The sequence below is a fragment of the Solobacterium moorei genome (assembly GCF_036323475.1).
Classification (GTDB): Bacteria; Bacillota_I; Bacilli_A; order Erysipelotrichales; family Erysipelotrichaceae; genus Bulleidia; species Bulleidia moorei.
The window spans coordinates 159,373-176,218 of sequence record NZ_AP028934.1 but is presented as its reverse complement, the minus strand read 5'-3'; the positions used below and the strand labels follow the sequence as shown (position 1 = coordinate 176,218).

The 16,846-nt window shown below is 37.7% G+C and carries 20 protein-coding genes; 1 reads left to right on the top strand and 19 read right to left on the bottom strand.

The features are described from left to right. Nucleotides 1–21: 21 nt before the first annotated feature. The 9 genes from RGT18_RS00835 to ispF all read right to left on the bottom strand — a co-directional run bounded on the left by RGT18_RS00835 (nucleotide 22) and on the right by ispF (nucleotide 6,602). Nucleotides 22–1,284 (bottom strand): UDP-N-acetylglucosamine 1-carboxyvinyltransferase, encoded by a 1,263-nt coding sequence (locus RGT18_RS00835; protein ID WP_028077532.1) that lies wholly within the window; start codon nucleotides 1,282–1,284, stop codon nucleotides 22–24. Then, a complete protein-coding gene (locus RGT18_RS00830; RefSeq protein WP_162141208.1) occupies nucleotides 1,268–1,936 on the bottom strand; it encodes an HAD family hydrolase in 669 nt (222 codons plus the stop codon). The genes RGT18_RS00835 and RGT18_RS00830 overlap by 17 nt, the downstream gene beginning before the upstream one ends. A gap of 121 nt (nucleotides 1,937–2,057) precedes the next feature. Further along, nucleotides 2,058–2,924: a class II fructose-1,6-bisphosphate aldolase gene (gene fba, locus RGT18_RS00825; protein WP_006526709.1), complete on the bottom strand. Its 867-nt coding sequence runs from the start codon at nucleotides 2,922–2,924 to the stop codon at nucleotides 2,058–2,060. A gap of 100 nt (nucleotides 2,925–3,024) precedes the next feature. After that, nucleotides 3,025–3,363 (bottom strand): DNA-directed RNA polymerase subunit delta, encoded by a 339-nt coding sequence (rpoE, locus tag RGT18_RS00820; RefSeq protein WP_006526708.1) that lies wholly within the window; start codon nucleotides 3,361–3,363, stop codon nucleotides 3,025–3,027. Between the two features lie 84 nt (nucleotides 3,364–3,447). Next, nucleotides 3,448–3,819, bottom strand: a complete 372-nt coding sequence (locus RGT18_RS00815) for a DUF1934 family protein (RefSeq protein ID WP_028077534.1) — start codon at nucleotides 3,817–3,819, stop codon at nucleotides 3,448–3,450. A gap of 101 nt (nucleotides 3,820–3,920) precedes the next feature. Then, nucleotides 3,921–4,388 (bottom strand): hypothetical protein, encoded by a 468-nt coding sequence (locus RGT18_RS00810; protein WP_006526706.1) that lies wholly within the window; start codon nucleotides 4,386–4,388, stop codon nucleotides 3,921–3,923. 127 nt (nucleotides 4,389–4,515) lie between these two features. Continuing rightward, on the bottom strand, nucleotides 4,516–4,902 hold the full coding sequence (locus RGT18_RS00805; RefSeq protein WP_028077535.1) for a hypothetical protein: 387 nt from the start codon (nucleotides 4,900–4,902) through the stop codon (nucleotides 4,516–4,518). Next, the gene (locus RGT18_RS00800) at nucleotides 4,899–6,122 is read right to left on the bottom strand and encodes an HD domain-containing protein (RefSeq protein WP_028077536.1); all 1,224 of its coding nucleotides are present in this window, start codon (nucleotides 6,120–6,122) and stop codon (nucleotides 4,899–4,901) included. Before RGT18_RS00800 ends, RGT18_RS00805 begins: the two co-directional genes overlap by 4 nt. A 3-nt stretch (nucleotides 6,123–6,125) precedes the next feature. Beyond that, on the bottom strand, nucleotides 6,126–6,602 hold the full coding sequence (gene ispF / locus RGT18_RS00795; protein WP_028077537.1) for a 2-C-methyl-D-erythritol 2,4-cyclodiphosphate synthase: 477 nt from the start codon (nucleotides 6,600–6,602) through the stop codon (nucleotides 6,126–6,128). Between the two features lie 179 nt (nucleotides 6,603–6,781). On the opposite strand from ispF, the gene RGT18_RS00790 reads away from it, so the two are divergent. Next, entirely contained in the window at nucleotides 6,782–7,963 is a 1,182-nt protein-coding gene (locus RGT18_RS00790) for a CCA tRNA nucleotidyltransferase (RefSeq protein ID WP_028077538.1), read from the top strand. Nucleotides 7,964–7,975: 12 nt separating this feature from the next. Here RGT18_RS00790 and RGT18_RS00785 read toward each other — a convergent pair whose 3' ends face one another. The 10 genes from RGT18_RS00785 to RGT18_RS00740 form a co-directional block, all read right to left on the bottom strand. Continuing rightward, the gene (locus RGT18_RS00785) at nucleotides 7,976–8,479 is read right to left on the bottom strand and encodes a GNAT family N-acetyltransferase (protein WP_028077539.1); all 504 of its coding nucleotides are present in this window, start codon (nucleotides 8,477–8,479) and stop codon (nucleotides 7,976–7,978) included. Further along, entirely contained in the window at nucleotides 8,466–9,026 is a 561-nt protein-coding gene (locus tag RGT18_RS00780) for an NAD(P)H-dependent oxidoreductase (protein ID WP_028077540.1), read from the bottom strand. The genes RGT18_RS00785 and RGT18_RS00780 overlap by 14 nt, the downstream gene beginning before the upstream one ends. 45 nt (nucleotides 9,027–9,071) lie before the next feature. Then, the gene (locus tag RGT18_RS00775) at nucleotides 9,072–9,395 is read right to left on the bottom strand and encodes a cyclic-di-AMP receptor (RefSeq protein WP_006526699.1); all 324 of its coding nucleotides are present in this window, start codon (nucleotides 9,393–9,395) and stop codon (nucleotides 9,072–9,074) included. Between the two features lie 57 nt (nucleotides 9,396–9,452). Continuing rightward, nucleotides 9,453–10,556 carry a redox-regulated ATPase YchF gene (ychF, locus tag RGT18_RS00770; RefSeq protein WP_028077541.1) on the bottom strand — a complete coding sequence of 368 codons (1,104 nt, stop codon included), beginning with the start codon at nucleotides 10,554–10,556 and terminating at the stop codon, nucleotides 9,453–9,455. Between the two features lie 24 nt (nucleotides 10,557–10,580). Next, entirely contained in the window at nucleotides 10,581–10,781 is a 201-nt protein-coding gene (locus RGT18_RS00765) for a DUF951 domain-containing protein (protein ID WP_006526697.1), read from the bottom strand. Beyond that, nucleotides 10,778–11,629 (bottom strand): bifunctional methylenetetrahydrofolate dehydrogenase/methenyltetrahydrofolate cyclohydrolase FolD, encoded by an 852-nt coding sequence (gene folD, locus RGT18_RS00760; RefSeq protein ID WP_028077542.1) that lies wholly within the window; start codon nucleotides 11,627–11,629, stop codon nucleotides 10,778–10,780. The genes RGT18_RS00765 and folD overlap by 4 nt, the downstream gene beginning before the upstream one ends. Continuing rightward, complete coding sequence (gene dtd, locus RGT18_RS00755) at nucleotides 11,626–12,075, bottom strand: D-aminoacyl-tRNA deacylase (protein ID WP_006526695.1); 450 nt, start codon at nucleotides 12,073–12,075, stop codon at nucleotides 11,626–11,628. Before dtd ends, folD begins: the two co-directional genes overlap by 4 nt. A gap of 115 nt (nucleotides 12,076–12,190) precedes the next feature. Next, the gene (locus RGT18_RS00750; RefSeq protein WP_028077543.1) at nucleotides 12,191–13,849 is read right to left on the bottom strand and encodes an ATP-binding cassette domain-containing protein; all 1,659 of its coding nucleotides are present in this window, start codon (nucleotides 13,847–13,849) and stop codon (nucleotides 12,191–12,193) included. A gap of 101 nt (nucleotides 13,850–13,950) precedes the next feature. After that, complete coding sequence (locus RGT18_RS00745) at nucleotides 13,951–14,289, bottom strand: phage holin family protein (RefSeq protein ID WP_028077544.1); 339 nt, start codon at nucleotides 14,287–14,289, stop codon at nucleotides 13,951–13,953. Between the two features lie 148 nt (nucleotides 14,290–14,437). Further along, on the bottom strand, nucleotides 14,438–16,735 hold the full coding sequence (locus tag RGT18_RS00740; protein WP_037403447.1) for a heavy metal translocating P-type ATPase: 2,298 nt from the start codon (nucleotides 16,733–16,735) through the stop codon (nucleotides 14,438–14,440). Nucleotides 16,736–16,846 lie beyond the last annotated feature (111 nt).

Genomic DNA, 16,846 nt, shown 5'->3' with positions numbered 1-16,846 from the left:
AATTTTTTTCATGCAATCTTTTTATTCAATAGTTTCACGCCAAATCACTGCACCTAAATTTTTTAACTTCTGGTCGATTTCAGCGTAACCACGATCTATGTGATATACATCATGAATCTCTGTGATGCCTTCCGCTAGTAAGCCTGCCACTAGCATCGCTGCACCACAGCGTAAATCAGTCGCAACGACCTTCGTTCCAAATAAAGAACTTGGACCCTTGATACTAGCAGAACCTGTTGATACTTCAATATTTGCACCCATACGCTGTAACTCACCACAATGCTTAAAGCGCTCTATGTAGATTGTTTCTACAACCTTGGATTCTCCATGTGCTTGTGTCATCAGCGTTGTAAGTGGTTGCTGTAAGTCAGTCGCAAAACCAGGATAAGGTCTTGTGGTAACATCCGTCGCAACCAGTTTATCTGTATGACGGATTGTAATACGGTCTACGTCGATATCCATATCGACACCCATTTCCTGTAACTTAGAAGTTAAGGCATCTAAGTGCTGTGGGATGATATTCTTGATTACCATCTTCTTTGCGCAAGCAGCCGCAATGACTAGGAATGTGCCTGCTTCGATACGGTCTGGGATAATCTCATGGAAACAACCCATCAACTTGTCAACACCATCAATCGTGATAACATTTGTACCTGCACCACGAATATGTGCACCCATCTTATTTAATAATGTGGCAACGTCGATGATTTCCGGCTCCTTTGCTGCATTTTCAATCGTTGTACGGCCCTTTGCGTATACAGCAGCCATCATAATATTGATGGTCGCACCAACACTTGCGATATCCAAGAAGATCTTCGCACCCTTTAATTCCTTAGCTTCAATTGTATAACAAGCCTTGTCGTACGTTACTTTAGCGCCCAAGGCTTCAAAACCCTTTAAGTGCAAGTCAATTGGTCTAGGACCTAAATAACATCCACCAGGCATCTTCATACATACACGACCAAATCTACCTAACAAAGCACCCATGAAGTAGTACGATGCACGAAGCTTTGTGACTGCGTCATCTACCAAATCAATATTTTGGATATTCGTAGGATCAATAATCAAATGATCAGAAGAACGTTCTTCAACTTGAACACCCAATAAATTTAAAATCTTTGTGAGGGATTCAACGTCCGCAATCTGCGGAACCCCAACAATTGTGACTGGTCCATGGGCCAGTACAGTAGCAGGAATCAGTGCTACTGTCGCATTCTTTGCACTAGAGATCGTTACTTCTCCCTCTAACGTATGTCCACCTTCAATTTTAATTACTTCCGGCATATTTATTTTCCTTTCTGATCAGCTTTGTCAGCTCGTGTATATCCTTTACAAGTATATCCGCTTTTGATTGATCCTGGTAGAAGCGATTGTCAATTCTGGCAACAGTTCTTATACCAGCCGAGATACCAGCTTGGATCCCTGCTGTACTATCCTCATATACTAAGCACTCTTCTTTGTGTACTTGTAGTTCCTCTTGGGCTAGTAAATAGATATCTGGATATGGTTTGGAACGCTTGCAGTTTTCACCACTTTCGATAAAGTCGAAGTATTCCAAAATTTCCATCTCTTTCAGACTCGTTACAATCAAGTCATACGATGATGCAGAACATACTGCTAACTTTAAGCCCATCGCTTTCATCTGTTGTAATGCTTGCGGTACACCCGGAAACATAATTTCCTTAAAATGAATTGGATGTTCTGCATTGAAGTATCTTTCGTTGTTTTCGCGAATCACATCAATCGGTACTTTTCCATCTAACATGTCATACAACATCTCATAGGTTTTCTGCATCGTTGTACCGATGATTTGATAGATATTCTTAGAAGGCCCTTCATATCCATAGGCACGCATCTGTGCAACTGTCCCCTGCATATAATAGTATTCACTATCGTAAAGAATACCATCCATGTCAAATAATACCGCTTTTATCATATACAGCATTTTACATGAATTTTCGCATCCATTCTAGATGTATGCTAAAGTTTGCGTCATCATTATGCAACGAGATATAGAAAAAAGGCTCTTACGAGCCTCTATCACACTCAATTCGTAATTAAGCTTTGTCAGCGGAACCGAATTGGTTAACCATTTCGATTACCTTAGCAACGATTGCATCAGCACCTGGCTTGAGTAACTTACGTGGGTCAAAGCCCTTACCCTGTTGGTCCTTACCAGCTTCGATGTATTCACGCGTTGCCTTAGCAAATACAATCTGTAAGTCTGTATTTACGTTGATCTTAGATACACCCATTGTGATAGCCTTGTGTACTTGGTCAAATGGGATACCAGAACCACCGTGCAATACTAATGGCTTACCATTTACAGCAGCATCAATTTCTGATAATCTTTCAAAATTTAATCCTGCCCAGTCTGCTGGATAAACACCATGGATGTTACCAATACCTGCAGCTAAGAAATCAACACCTAAAGAAGCGATTTCTGCACATTCCTTTGGATCAGCTAATTCACCGTTAGATGTAACGCCATCCTCTGTACCACCGATACCACCAACTTCACATTCTACAGATACACCCTGTGAATGAGCTAACTTGATGATTTCCTTTGACTTCTCTAAGTTCTCTGCGAAATCATAGTGAGAACCGTCGAACATTACAGATGTAAAACCTGCTTCGATGCAAGCCTTAGCACCTTCAAATGTTCCGTGATCCAAGTGTAAAGCAACTGGAACTGTAATACCCATATGGTCATGAATGTTCTTAACCATATCTGCACACTGCTTGAAGCCACACATATACTTCGCTGCACCTTCAGATACCTGAAGAATGACAGGAGAGTTTGCCTGCTGGCAAGCAGCTAAGATAGCCTTTGTCCATTCCATGTTATTGATGTTAAAAGCACCAATTGCATAATGACCTTCATGAGCCTTTTCAATCATTTCTTTTGCTGAAACTAATACCATGAGATTATTCCTCCTTATTTAGCGTTTTCATATTAAACTATTTCCGAACATTTTTAAAGTAGCATGATAAAAAAAGGCTGTTTTTTCAGCCTTTTATCATTTAATTATCGAATGCGTCATCGCCCTTTGGTAAATCTAGACCAGCAACTTCAATTGGCTCATCTAATTCATCATCCTCAAGTTCGATTTCAGAAGTATCGATATGAACCTCTTCAAACTTACGACGGTTACGTAAATCCCACTTATTATTTTCTAAAGAAGCAAACCTGTTATCTAACATCAAGTCACTATAGAATTGTGCCTTTTTACGTCTGATTTTATCTTCAGGAATATCCATTGTCTTTACAATTTCATCCCAAATCTTTGAGAAATCTACCTCTCTTTTTCTTTTCTTCAGCCAATTGTAGGCTACGTCCGTCATAGTCTCATTATTAACCATTGTAAATCTCCTTTATACAAATGCATGTTATGCTTGCTTCGCCATGGCACTATACCCCAAGTTCCAAATAAAGTCAAATATTTTTTACTGGGTGAATTCCCAGCGTAATTTCTGGTGAAGTATGACCTCATCATTTGATATCAACTGATACTCAACAGACCAGTATTCATCGCACCTTTCCGCATGGCATAATCTTGTATGCATGTACATCTTTCCATACTGTGAATCCACAGTACTTTCCCCATTCTTATCATCAAAGAGAGTAATTTTAGTATGCACATCTGCTTTACGCTCAAAAGAAATCAAATCATCCCCAAAATATACCTGATGAAAGCCACCATCATTTCCTTCGCGATAGCGTAATGTATTTCCATCATATAATGCATTCGTTTCCAATAAGATTTGTTTCTTATCTTCCAACAAGTCATATTGTATTAATTTGACTGATATACGCATATTTACCTTCCGTGAATGATTATATGCGAACTTGTCCTTCTGTCAACCTTTGCACCCATAAAAAAACTCCCATAGTAATCTATGGAAGTAAGTGTATTTGATTATTCGCAAGTAGCAATGAGATATAGTGTCTTTGAACCAAACCCATCTACAACGAGTGGAAGTGACATGATCACCTTTTCATCGTTAGCATTTTCCTTATAAATACCTACATTATAAGTCTTACCCATCTCTACATCGAACGCAAAATCAATGTCTGTAGCGTAGTAATTCTTATGCTTTACTACGATGCCGTTTTCTGTCATTTGGAAACTAGCCACGAAAGAATGATGACCTGGCTCTAACGCTACGATTGTATCCAGCATTTGACCCTTGATTGGATGATATACAGCCGGATCTTGCCCATCAATTTTCGAAATGTCTCCAAAGAAGTGTACTATCGCCTTTGTTGAATTTGTTTCGACAAATTGCACTTCCGCATTCTTACGCTTCATTTGAAGTGTCATAAATACTGCAAAAGCAATCACCCAAACAATCAGTATGCCAACTACCATATACATTGGATTCATATTCTACCTCCCACAAACTTCTATCGAGCATTTTTCCTAAATACTATTTATTATACAAGTGGTTTTTATTATGTTCTGTACACACTATTGTGTTTTTTTGTATATATCATGATTTCAACCAATAAATCTATAATTTCTTAGCAGCTGAAAGTAACATTAGTTTGCGGAATACCGTCGTCATAAGCCAAATTGGTCCTACTAAAACCACAAGCATTGGCAAAATATATGGCAAACTTTCAAGTAACGCTACCATGTACCGCTTACTTGGACCACCATTGAAAATCGTATTGATAGCCTCCGCTGTATGATTGAGTAGATTATATAGAGCAGAGTTTATATCTGCACTGGAAAGTATAACGAAAACGATTGCAAAGAAAAGTGTTAGCCATAGTACAGCTAGGAAAACAATTCTCTTTGATACTTGATTACATATTGTAATGCGCTGTTGTAATGTTAAACCACTCAATTCAGGAATATCCTGTGTCCACTTCCTTGCACGTTCTTCTGGATTCATTTCTTAATTTCTACTCCTTTTGGATAATATACGCTAAATACATCATGGATTGGTCCATGTACTAAACTATATACAATATTGGATGCATTCGACATTTCCACAATCGTTCCATCCTTTTTCTTTACCCAAACCGCATCACCTCTACTGTCTGTATAAGGCTCATACGGCATTTGATATACTTCATCCTTTGACCAATAGTAGTCTAGATTATATCCAGCCTTCTTTAGCTGATGACGCAACTTACGATTGTTAGATGGATCACTTTCAGAATACGCAAATAATTTACGATCACGAATCCGTAACGCAAAGTCACGCACGATAGGATCTTTATGTTCACATAACATCGAGAAGCCATAACTAAATGCATATTCATCTAGCATAAAGTACTGTTTTAAAGAAATCTTCTTGCCTGTCAAAACAGGTTTAAATAATGGAATGATAGAAGGATCACTCACACTCTTTAGATCCCTTAAACGCTTAAAGAGTAGATGTAGAATCGTCTCAAAACTACGTGCTACTGGATGATAGTAAATTTGCCAATACATGTGGTATCTTGCCATGATGTAATTTTCAACTGCGTATACACCACTCTCTTTCACTACCAAACGATTTCCATCGACCACACGAAGTGTACGTAAGATTCTCTCCAAATCAAACTCTCCATACTTCGTTCCTGTGAAGTATGCATCGCGCAACAAGTAATCCATGCGGTCCGCATCCAATTGCGAACTAATCATCTGTACTAATAATGGATTCTTACTCTTATGACGGATAACATCCGCAACATCCTTCGCTAGACCCTTAGCGCTAGCTTCTAGTATCTTCGTAATCTCCGTATTTTCTTCAATGATACGGCAAGTAAATACTTCATGCGATGTCCCTGTAACAGCCTCAAACGCATGGCTATAAGGGCCATGACCAATATCATGCAGTAAACCTGCCAGCATGATTGTCACCTTATCATATTCATTTAATGCATTTACAATATCCGGAACTTCCGTCACCATGCGGCGCACGATTTCGTACACTCCAAGGGAGTGAGAAAAACGAGTATGTTCTGCACAATGATATACAACATACGCCCCGCCCAATTGACGAATACGACGTAAGCGTTGAAACCAGCTACTATTCACGATATCCCAGACGACCTGTAAATCAATATGTACATACCCATGTACAGGATCGCGCAGCACTTTCACTTCTGATGTTTTCGCAAACATGAATTAGTCCTCCTTTACAAGGAGTACAACCGCCTGTGCCTGTACACCTTCTGATTTTCCAACAAAGCCTAAGCCTTCACCACGTGTTGCCTTCACACTGACACAATCAAGATTACATACAAGTGCTCTGGCGATATTATCTCGCATTGCCATAATATGTGGTGCCATTTTTGGCTTTTCAATCATGATAAGACTATCCACATTGCCAATACTATAACCATGCTCACGCATCATCACACCAACCTGCGTAAGAATCTTGATAGAATCCGCGCCTTCCCATTTCGGATCAATATCTGGAAACCATTTCCCAAGATCCCCTAACGCAAGTGCGCCAAGGATAGCTTCCGCTATGGCATGGCATAACGCATCCGCATCACTATGTCCTACAAGACCCAAGTCAGATGGAATTTCCACACCACCCAAGATAAGTTTGCGTCCTTCGGCGAGGCGATGAATATCTGTTGATTGTCCTATCCTCATGTAAAATCCCCCTTACATTGAATTATTCTATACTAAAAACATTTCACCTATGATAATCATAAGATGTTGTGGAATGAAATAAAAGGAAAAATCTGATAAACAAACTTATTTTGTGCGATTATTCCTTCGTTTACGAGGTTTTCTATCCATTTCTTTGACAATCTAACTATAATAGAATTATGAAAATTCAGATTCCAGATTACATCCAAGTTCTCATCGACTTGTTAAATCAAAATCACTACAGTGCCTATGTTGTCGGTGGTGCAATTCGTAATGCATTACTAGAACTACCTATTCATGACTATGACTTAACAACAGACGCAACACCTGATGAAATGTTACAGGTATTCTCATCACACAGAGTGCTTAAGACTGGTATACAACACGGTACTATTACAGTTCTTTCTAAAGGGCAACCTGTTGAAATCACGACATTCCGCAGCGAGAATGTCTATGAAGATCACCGTCATCCATCTGGAGTCTTATTCTCCGACAACATCAAAGAAGACTGTAAACGCCGCGACTTTACCATTAACGCACTATGCTATAACAACAATGAAGGTTTACTGGACTTCTTTGGAGGAGTAAACGACCTAAGCAATAAGATCATTCGCTGTATCGGTAATGCTAATGAACGTATTGATGAAGATGCTTTACGTATCTTACGCGCACTACGCTTTGCGGGAAGACTCTCATTTACAATCGAAGAGAATACCGCAACTGCGATACACAAACAAAAAGACTTATTACATTATATCTCAGAAGAACGTATACATAGTGAGTGGATTGGTATCCTAGAAACAAACACTCTCTCTTCTATCCTTACAGAATATAGCGATGTGATTCAGGTATTTATTCCTGAATTAAAAGAAAATATCATCCAAGAAAGTATATCTTCAATCAATCAATCTCCACTTAGCGCAAATATCCGCACAGCAATTCTACTCAAGGAAATTCCTAACGTAAAAGAAATCTTAGAACGCCTGAAATATTCAGGCGCAGAACAGACTGTTATCCTTAGCTGTATTCAAAATTCAATGCAACCTCTTTCTTCAAAGATTGAACTAAAACGATTTTTATCTACTCTCAGAATTCCATTTGATACCTACCACCAATATCGTTCAGCGATTGCTTCTAGCTATCAAAAAGAAACCATTCATGCATACTATCAAGAAATACACAACATGCACGAACCATATCAACTAAAAGAGCTTGCGATTGATGGAAATACCGTAAAAGAGTTTGGCTATCAAGGTAAAGATATCGCAGATATCTTGCAGAGATGTTTGAATGCAGTCATTGAGAAACCAGAAAATAATACAGTTGAATATTTAACAAACATGATAAAACGCATCTCATAGTGTGTTTTCTTTTTAAAATGATTTTTGATATGCGATGCGCTTATCACCATTTTCTAAGTAAATCGTTCCACATGCATGATAACCTAACTTTGATAAGAACTTACGCATCGGAAGATTTTGATGATGGGTATCAATACGGATATCATGAATCTGAGAATTGATAGCCACGCTCTCTGCAAACGCCATCATTTGTCGAGCACAGTCTTTCCCTTTGTGATCTTTCGAAATTGCAATGCGATGTACAACAACATATGGATGGTTGTTTAGCCACCCTCCATCTTCAATATAGTCATAGCTTGGCTCGTGTCCTGCAATGATATATGCAGTACCAATGACTTTTTCATCTTCCACAAGCACGTAGCTATTGCCTGATTTTATGTCCTGGGAAATAACTTCTTCATTTGGATAACCATCTTGCCATTGCGGGATACTGTTATTACGCATACTTTCTTGCGCATCATGAATCACACACATAATCTGGTCAATGTCTTCGAAACTACTCTTACGAATTTCCATACTGTTGAATCACTTTCTCCAACTTCGAATTCACATCTGCACCAACAAGGTCGATACCATCGGCGTAATAATAACGTACATCATCAATCTTCCAGAACTCTTTGCATAAAGTTCGAATAAAGGAGATTGCACAATCATTTTCAGGCACATTTCCACCAGCCGTCAAAATAAGCACTAGCTTCTTTGCCTGACAGAGACTGTAATACTCGCCCGCTTTGTTCAAATCAAACGTTAAGCCTTGTGTGCATACAAGCTCAAGATAAGCATGTAATACTGCGGGTAAGCCAAAATTCCAGAATGGAGCCGCAATCACAATTTCATCAGCCTTAGCAAATTGTTTGGCGTAGCGATACATATCATCACTAAATTCATGACTGCGTGAATCCTTACAATATTTTTCTAACGAAGCTTTCTGTAAAGGATGAATATCTTCTTCACCCAAGTTTACTGTTTCAATATCATCTGTCAGAGTTGATAGATATTTTTGCGCCAATGCATTTGTTCTAGAATTCTCACGGAATGCGGCATTTATAAATAGTACAGTCATACTTTCTTCCTTTCTCTTAGGATAAAAGAAAGCAGGTTCCCCTGCTTATAGCTTCTTGAATTGTTCGATGTCCAATACAAAGATTGTCGCACCACCGATTTGTACTTCAACCGGGAAGGACGCATATCTACCAACGTCATATGATGCGGTAGATGGAACAATTTCTGTACGACGCTTCGCTTCTTCACCGATAACAGCGATACATTTATCTACAAGTTCATCTTCCGTACCAACAATAATGGTTGTATTTCCAGCACGTAAGAATCCACCAGTCGTTGCTAAACGTGTCATATAGAAATTATTCTTTGTAAGTGCAGCAGAAACTGCAGATGCATCATCATTGGATACAATTGCTAAGATCAGTTTCATATAAGCCTCCTATTGTTACTCCTATTTTATCATGATTCACTGTGAAAATGAGATGAATTATACATTGAAACGGAAGAAGACTACATCTCCATCCTTCATCAAGTATTCTTTACCCTCTAAGCGCATCTTACCATGTTCCTTAACAGATTGTTCTGTACGATATTCCATCAAGTCTTCATAGCTGTAAATTTCCGCACGAATAAATCCCTTTTCAAAATCTGTATGGATAATGCCTGCGCATTGTGGTGCTTTCATGCCTTCACGGAAAGTCCATGCACGACACTCTGGTTCACCAACTGTGAAGAATGTTCTTAAGCCCAGCAAGTGATAAGCAGCACGAATAATCTTATCCAAACCAGATTGAGCAATTCCTAAGTCCTGCATGAATGCAGCCTTCTCTTCTTTATCGAGACTTGAAAGTTCTTCTTCCATCTTTGCACAGATAGCGATACATTCACTGCCTTCATTTGCCGCAAATGCTTTTACCTTTTGGTAGTACGCATTACTTTCAGGATCACCAATTTCTTCATCGCTCATATTCGCAACATAGATAACTGGCTTCGATGTTAATAAACCATAGTTCTTTAAAACATCACGATCAGAATCATCTAAATCACCTAGACGCACTGGTGTTCCTGCCTCTAATAACTTTTCAAACTTCTGTAAGGATGTATATTCAGCTACCGCATCCTTATCTTTAGATGTCTGTGCCTTCTTAGCCACCTTACTAATACGATTCTGGACTGTATCCAAATCACTTAAGCAAAGCTCTAAGTTAATTTCTTCGATATCACGAATTGGGTCAACAGAGCCCTCTACATGTTCGATATTACTATCATCAAAACATCTTACAACGTGAACGATTGCGTCTGTCTCACGAATATTCGCTAAAAATTGGTTCCCTAAGCCTTCACCCTTTGAAGCACCCTTCACAAGACCTGCGATATCTGTAAATTCAAAGGTTGTATAAATTGTCTTCTTTGGATGGAAGAGCTCTACGAAGTCATCCATTCTCTTATCAGGAACTTCTACCACACCAACGTTTGGATTGATGGTTGCGAATGGATAGTTCTCTGCTAAGACTTGGCTGTTTGTAATTGCATTAAACAAAGTTGATTTACCAACGTTTGGTAAGCCAACGATACCTGCTGTTAATGACATATTTGATTCCTCTTTTCTTTCCTCTTATTCCTGTGGTGCTTTTTCAATAATCTTCTTCAGCTTACGCTCAAATTCATGTCGCGGAAACATCACGACTGCACCACAGCCTAAACACTTGATTTTAATATCAGCACCCATACGAATCACTTTCCAATACTTGGATTTCTTGCATGGATGTTCCTTTTTCATTTCAACCGTATCGTTTAGATTAAAATCACTAATCATAGTCCCTGCCTCTTTTCATATGCGGTGATTGTATTTTGTAATAACATACAAATGGTCATTGGACCAACACCCTTTGGTACAGGTGTAATCGCACCTGCCTTAGGAGCTACCGATTCAAAATCCACATCGCCGCATAAATGCCCATCAACACTATTTACACCAACGTCAATGACATATGCACCTTCTTTGACATATTGAGCATCAATCATCTTTGGCTTACCTACTGCGACAATTAAGATATCTGCTAAGTTTGTAAGTTCTTTTAAGTTTGCAGTATGGGAATGGCAAATTGTTACAGTCGCATTTGCATTCTGCAATAAACGAGCTACTGGTGTCCCCACCAATTTAGAACGACCAATTACGACCGCATGCTTACCCTTAGGATTACATTCCATACGTTTTAAGAGTTCCATAATACCTAGTGGTGTACATGGCACAAAGGATGGTTGATTCATAAAGAATCTTCCAAAGTTCAATGGATGAAGTCCATCCACATCCTTTTGTGGATCGATGCAAGCTATCGCTCTATCTTCATCAAAGCCTTCAGGTAATGGTAATTGAATCAAGATTCCATCAACCGTATCATCCTTCGTACAATCACAGATTATCTTCTCTAATTCCTCTTGGGAGATAGAAGAAGATAAACGAATCGTATTGGTTTTAATACCAACGGCTGCACAAGCCTTTTCTTTTCCACGTACATAAGACTCAGATGCCGGATTATCTCCTACAAGGATAACCGCAAGACAGGGGGTTCTCATACCTATGGATACCCAAGATTCCACCTTTGAACGCATATTTTCTTTTAATTCGGCAGATAATTCACTACCGTAGATAATTTGTGTCATTTTAAATCCTCCGAATCTAGACATATTGTGATAGGCCCATCATTGAGCAACTCAACTTTCATATCTGCCGCAAAGATGCCTTCTTCTACTTGTAAACCATAGCGTCGCAATACTTCGTTAAAGTATAGATACATCGCTTTGGCATGTTCAGGCTTTCCAGCCCCATCAAAGCTTGGGCGATTCCCTTTTTTGCAGTTTGCGAATAACGTAAACTGTGAAATTGATAGAATCGCACCTCCTACTTGTTGTAATGCTAGATTCATCTTTCCATTTTCATCATCGAAAATACGCATTTTGGCAATCTTGTCTGCCATCTTTTCTACAACTGCTTCTGTGTCACCATCTTTGATTCCAACTAATAATAGAAAACCTTGATCGATTTTCCCATTTACTACTCCATCGATGGTAACACTTGCATGCTTTACTCTTTGAATTACTGTTCTCATATCGATAAAAATTATATCAGATATTGTAATAATGTTGCCGCATAATCACAAAAGAGCATACAATTTCTCTTATATGCTCCTATAAACAATCAAAATTTATCCTCTTATATAGCTATCATTGAATTTCAGAAACTATGGTTGCGTCCTTTCCATTACATAATTCATATATCATATCCGCAAACGGAATGTATTCCCTATCATGAGTAACACTAATGATTGTCTTTCCATCTTTTGAAAGTTCTTTGAAATAAGATAAAATCAATTGCGTATTTTCAGGATCTACATTTGATGTAATTTCATCCAATAAATATATCTCTACGTTTCTCAATAACGCTCTTGCGATGCACAAACGCTGTTTCTGTCCAGTAGACATAATTTTACCTGCTTCAAAAACATCAGTATCCAAAGCATCATCCAACGATGAAACATACTCTTTCATATTCACAGTTTCTAATACTCCCCAAATCATTTCATCTGTGATTGTATCGTTACCAACTGTTAAATTACTGCGAATACTACCTGGGAATAAAGAAGGTGATTGTGATAAATAAGCTACCTTACTTCTTAAATCATGATTATCAATATCCTTCAGTGATATATCATCAACCATGATTTTCCCTTCATACTCTGTGTAGAATTTTTCTATCAGTTTTAAAATTGTACTTTTCCCAACACCACTTTCACCCAATATGACTGTCCATTTATGAGCTGGTAATACCATTGTCAGTTCTTTTAAGATACGTGTGTTCGTGTATTGAAAATCTACTTTATGAAATTGAATTGCTCGTTTAAATGAAAATGGATGCTGATTTTTCGAAGTATCAGAGACTAATTCAAACAATTCCTTTGTCTTTGTAAATTCGCCTTTGAACTTTCCTTTTTCAATTTCTGTCGAGAATACTGTATTTAGATAGGAATACAACAACTCACAATAGCTTACTACAGAAATAATTGTTCCAACTGTAAGCTGTGTTGTATACATCATCAATAACGCAACAATACCAAATGATAGTCCCGTAAATAGAGATGTCATGAATCCATTGATCCATACACCAGCTAGCGATTCCATAGAAGCGACACTTCCCCAGACAGAAACAATCGCATCATTATTCTCTTTAATCTTATTGATATAAAATGTCTCAAGATTATTACTCTTAATGTAGTCTATATTCTTGAAAATATCCGCTTTCAACTGATTATTCTTTGCATTCTTTTCAAGAACATTATTAACTAATCCCTCTAACTTAATATGAATAAATCTAACCGGAATAATACTAAGCGGTAAGAATAATATTTGGAATATCCCTATCACAGGGTGATAAGAACACAAAATTATAAAGATAATGATTGAAGATAGAATTGCACTATAGTAACTAGGAATATCTTTAATATAGAACAATAATAAGTTAGAAAGCTCTCTACCTGATTCCGTCAATAATTCAATAGAATTGTGTGTATCAAAAAAGCGGAGTGGTTGATGAATAAGCTTTCCCATCAATTGAATTGCATACTCATTCCCCTTGTTTCTTGCAAATACAATCGCAAAGTAATTAAAAATTGATTTTACGCATATATGCAATAGTGGTATCGATACAAAAATAAGAATACTTAAAATAATTGTATGCATGTTTCTCTGCGGGATAACTGTATCAATAATATATTGCATTAATCTTGGAGATATCAGGCTGATGATTTCTGATAAAATACAAAACCCAAATGCAATCATCGCATACTTCAATGTGGATTTTTTAATCATCCTTTCCAGTTGGGACATATCTACCTCTTATTATCTAAATCATTCATTATCATTATTATATTTTATGTAAGATAATACAACCCACCATAAAAAACATCGCACTTCATTCGTACGATGTTTTATTCAATATAAGAATTAATAGCGGAATTCGCAATCGATAAGAGAACACTTGCGATAAACGCTGATGGAAATCCCATAATATATGAGCCTGGCGCAAAACTAAACGCTGTTGCGAGTACAACTGCATTGATAATCAACGAAAATAACCCGAAGCTCAAGAATGTAACTGGCAAGAAGATTAATTTCATTAGCGGTTTCAAAGTCGCATTCAAAATCATTAGTACAAAGGCAATCGCAAATAACGCATTTGGTGTTGCGATATATATAGAACTCATGAGGTAATCAATTACCCAAAGCGAAATTACATTCACTAGTAAAGCAGTTATAAATTTCTTCATTTCTTGCTCCTTTTTACTTGCCAATATAGCACGCCTAATACAGCTACGAGTATCAGGATAATCACCGATACGATATCTAATATACGCATAAGATAACCTCCTTTACCACATGGTTATTTTACCATACTTGCAAATATAGGAATACTAATTATTCCCAGATGTGAAGAAGTCGAACTGCGTTAATGACACATAGCATCGCAACTCCAGTATCCGCAAAGATTGCCATCCACATGTTCGCAATACCGAGAGCGCCTAATACTAATGCGAGTACTTTAATCGCAATTGCGAAGATAATATTTTGATTTGCAATGCGAATGATTCTCTTAGCTTGTTGAATAGTTATGTCAATCTTATTCAGATTATCATCCGTGATGATGACATCTGCCGCTTCAATTGCCGCATCACTGCCAAGTGATCCCATCGCAAAACCAATATCGGCACTTCTCATCACTGGTACATCATTAACACCATCACCCACAAATGCGACTACACCATCTTTCTTGACAGTATTCACGCATGTAATCTTATCTTCTGGTAAACATCCACCATAGATAGAATCAATACCCAGTTGCTTGCCTACCTCTTGGCAGATTTCTTTCGCATCACCAGATACCATCATGCATGCATGATTCTTATTTAAGTGCTGTATTGCATTAGCTGCATCCTGCTTAACTGTATCCTTCAATAAAATACAACCCAAGAAGATACCATCCTCTGCTACATATACATAGGTTCCTGGCTCTGTGTATTGTTTACAATCCACATTATTTTCTTCCATCATCTTATAATTACCAGCGAGCACTTGATGGTTTTCTAATGCAATTGAAATGCCTCTACCTGCGATCTCTTGCATATCAGAAATCTTTGCTTGATCAATCTCAAATTGATATGCGTTTTGAATTGCTCTAGCAATTGGATGATTTGAATAACTTTCCGCATAGGCTGCAAGTTTTAGTAGTTTTTCGTCATCTCTACTATCTAATAAACGATTTACTGCAAACTGTCCTGTTGTTAAAGTGCCCGTTTTATCAAATACAATTGTACGAATCCTCGCAATCTTTTCAACGTAATTTGCTCCTTTTAACATGATGCCATGCATGGATAATCCACCAATTCCCGCAAAGAACGAAAGTGGAATAGAAATCACTAATGCACATGGACAAGAGATAACCAAAAATGTACAAGCACGATAGATACCCTCATTAATATCACCAGTCAAAATCGCCACTATAATAGCTACAAGAATTGCTAATGCAACAACTGTAGGAGTGTAGTAATGAGAGAACTTTGTAATGAACTTTTCTTGTTTTGACTTTGTCTCGTTATTTTCTTCGATGATATTTAGAATTCTTGAAACTGTTGATTGTGCGAATTCTTTTGTTGTACGAATTAATAACACACCGCTTGTATTTACAACACCTGAGATTACCTCATCATTTACATCCACATCACGTAGATTTGATTCACCTGTTAGAGATGCTGTATCAAGAGAAGAACTTCCAGTCACAATAACACCATCTAAAGGAATACGTTCTCCTGGTTTTACTTGAATAATATCGCCAATTTGCACCTCTGTTGGATCAACTTTGACAAACTCTGTTCCACTTTGTACGTATGCATAGTCTGGGCGAATATCCATCAAGGATGTGATGGACCTACGAGAATGTTCCACTGCTAAATCCTGGAAGAATTCCCCAATCTGGTAGAATAACATAACCCCAGTTGCTTCCTTCCAATCGCTTAAATATAACGCCGCAAAAGTTGCGATAGTCATAAGGAAATGCTCGTCTAATAGATTTCCTCGTCTTAAATTATTGAAGGCTTTATAGATAACGTCATAGCCAAGAATGATATACGCAAGTAGTGTTGAAATATTACTTGTGATTCCTGTGAGTAAGAAGGATAGACCAAATAATAGTGCACCCAATACCAATCGAGCTATCATAATTTGTGTACTATGGTTTTCTTTCTTTTCAATCTTTTGTTCTACATAATACCGCGAGAATTCAACTTCTGGTTCTTCTCTAGCAATCATTTCACGTAGTTCATTTTCAATGCGTGTATATTCAGCTGTCGCAAACTGTACGCGTAGAATCGCATGCATGAAGTCAGCTTCCGCATGCTCTACACCTTCGATTTCCATTGCCTTTTCCGCAATCTCATTTGCACAATCTGCACAATCGATATTCTTAATATTAAATTTAAAGAGATGTTTTGGTTCTTCGTGTAGAGCCGTAATCACAGCATCCGGTTCGTCGTCATGGATAATGTCAAAAACCTTCTGTTCAATCACAGAATGATTTTTTTCTTCACAGGCAAAAAACATCTTCTGCTGCATAAAGTGAATATCCGCACTCAATACGCCATCTATTTTTCTAATTTCCTCTGCTAGTTCTGCAGCACAATCTGCACAATCAATTCCTACAACACGATATTTATATTCCATTTTAATACCTCTAATATATATAACGATTGAACAACTATTCAATTATTATGATATTACTTTTGAGCATTTTGTCAATCTCTAATATGAATGTTATAATTTCTTCGTTTTGGA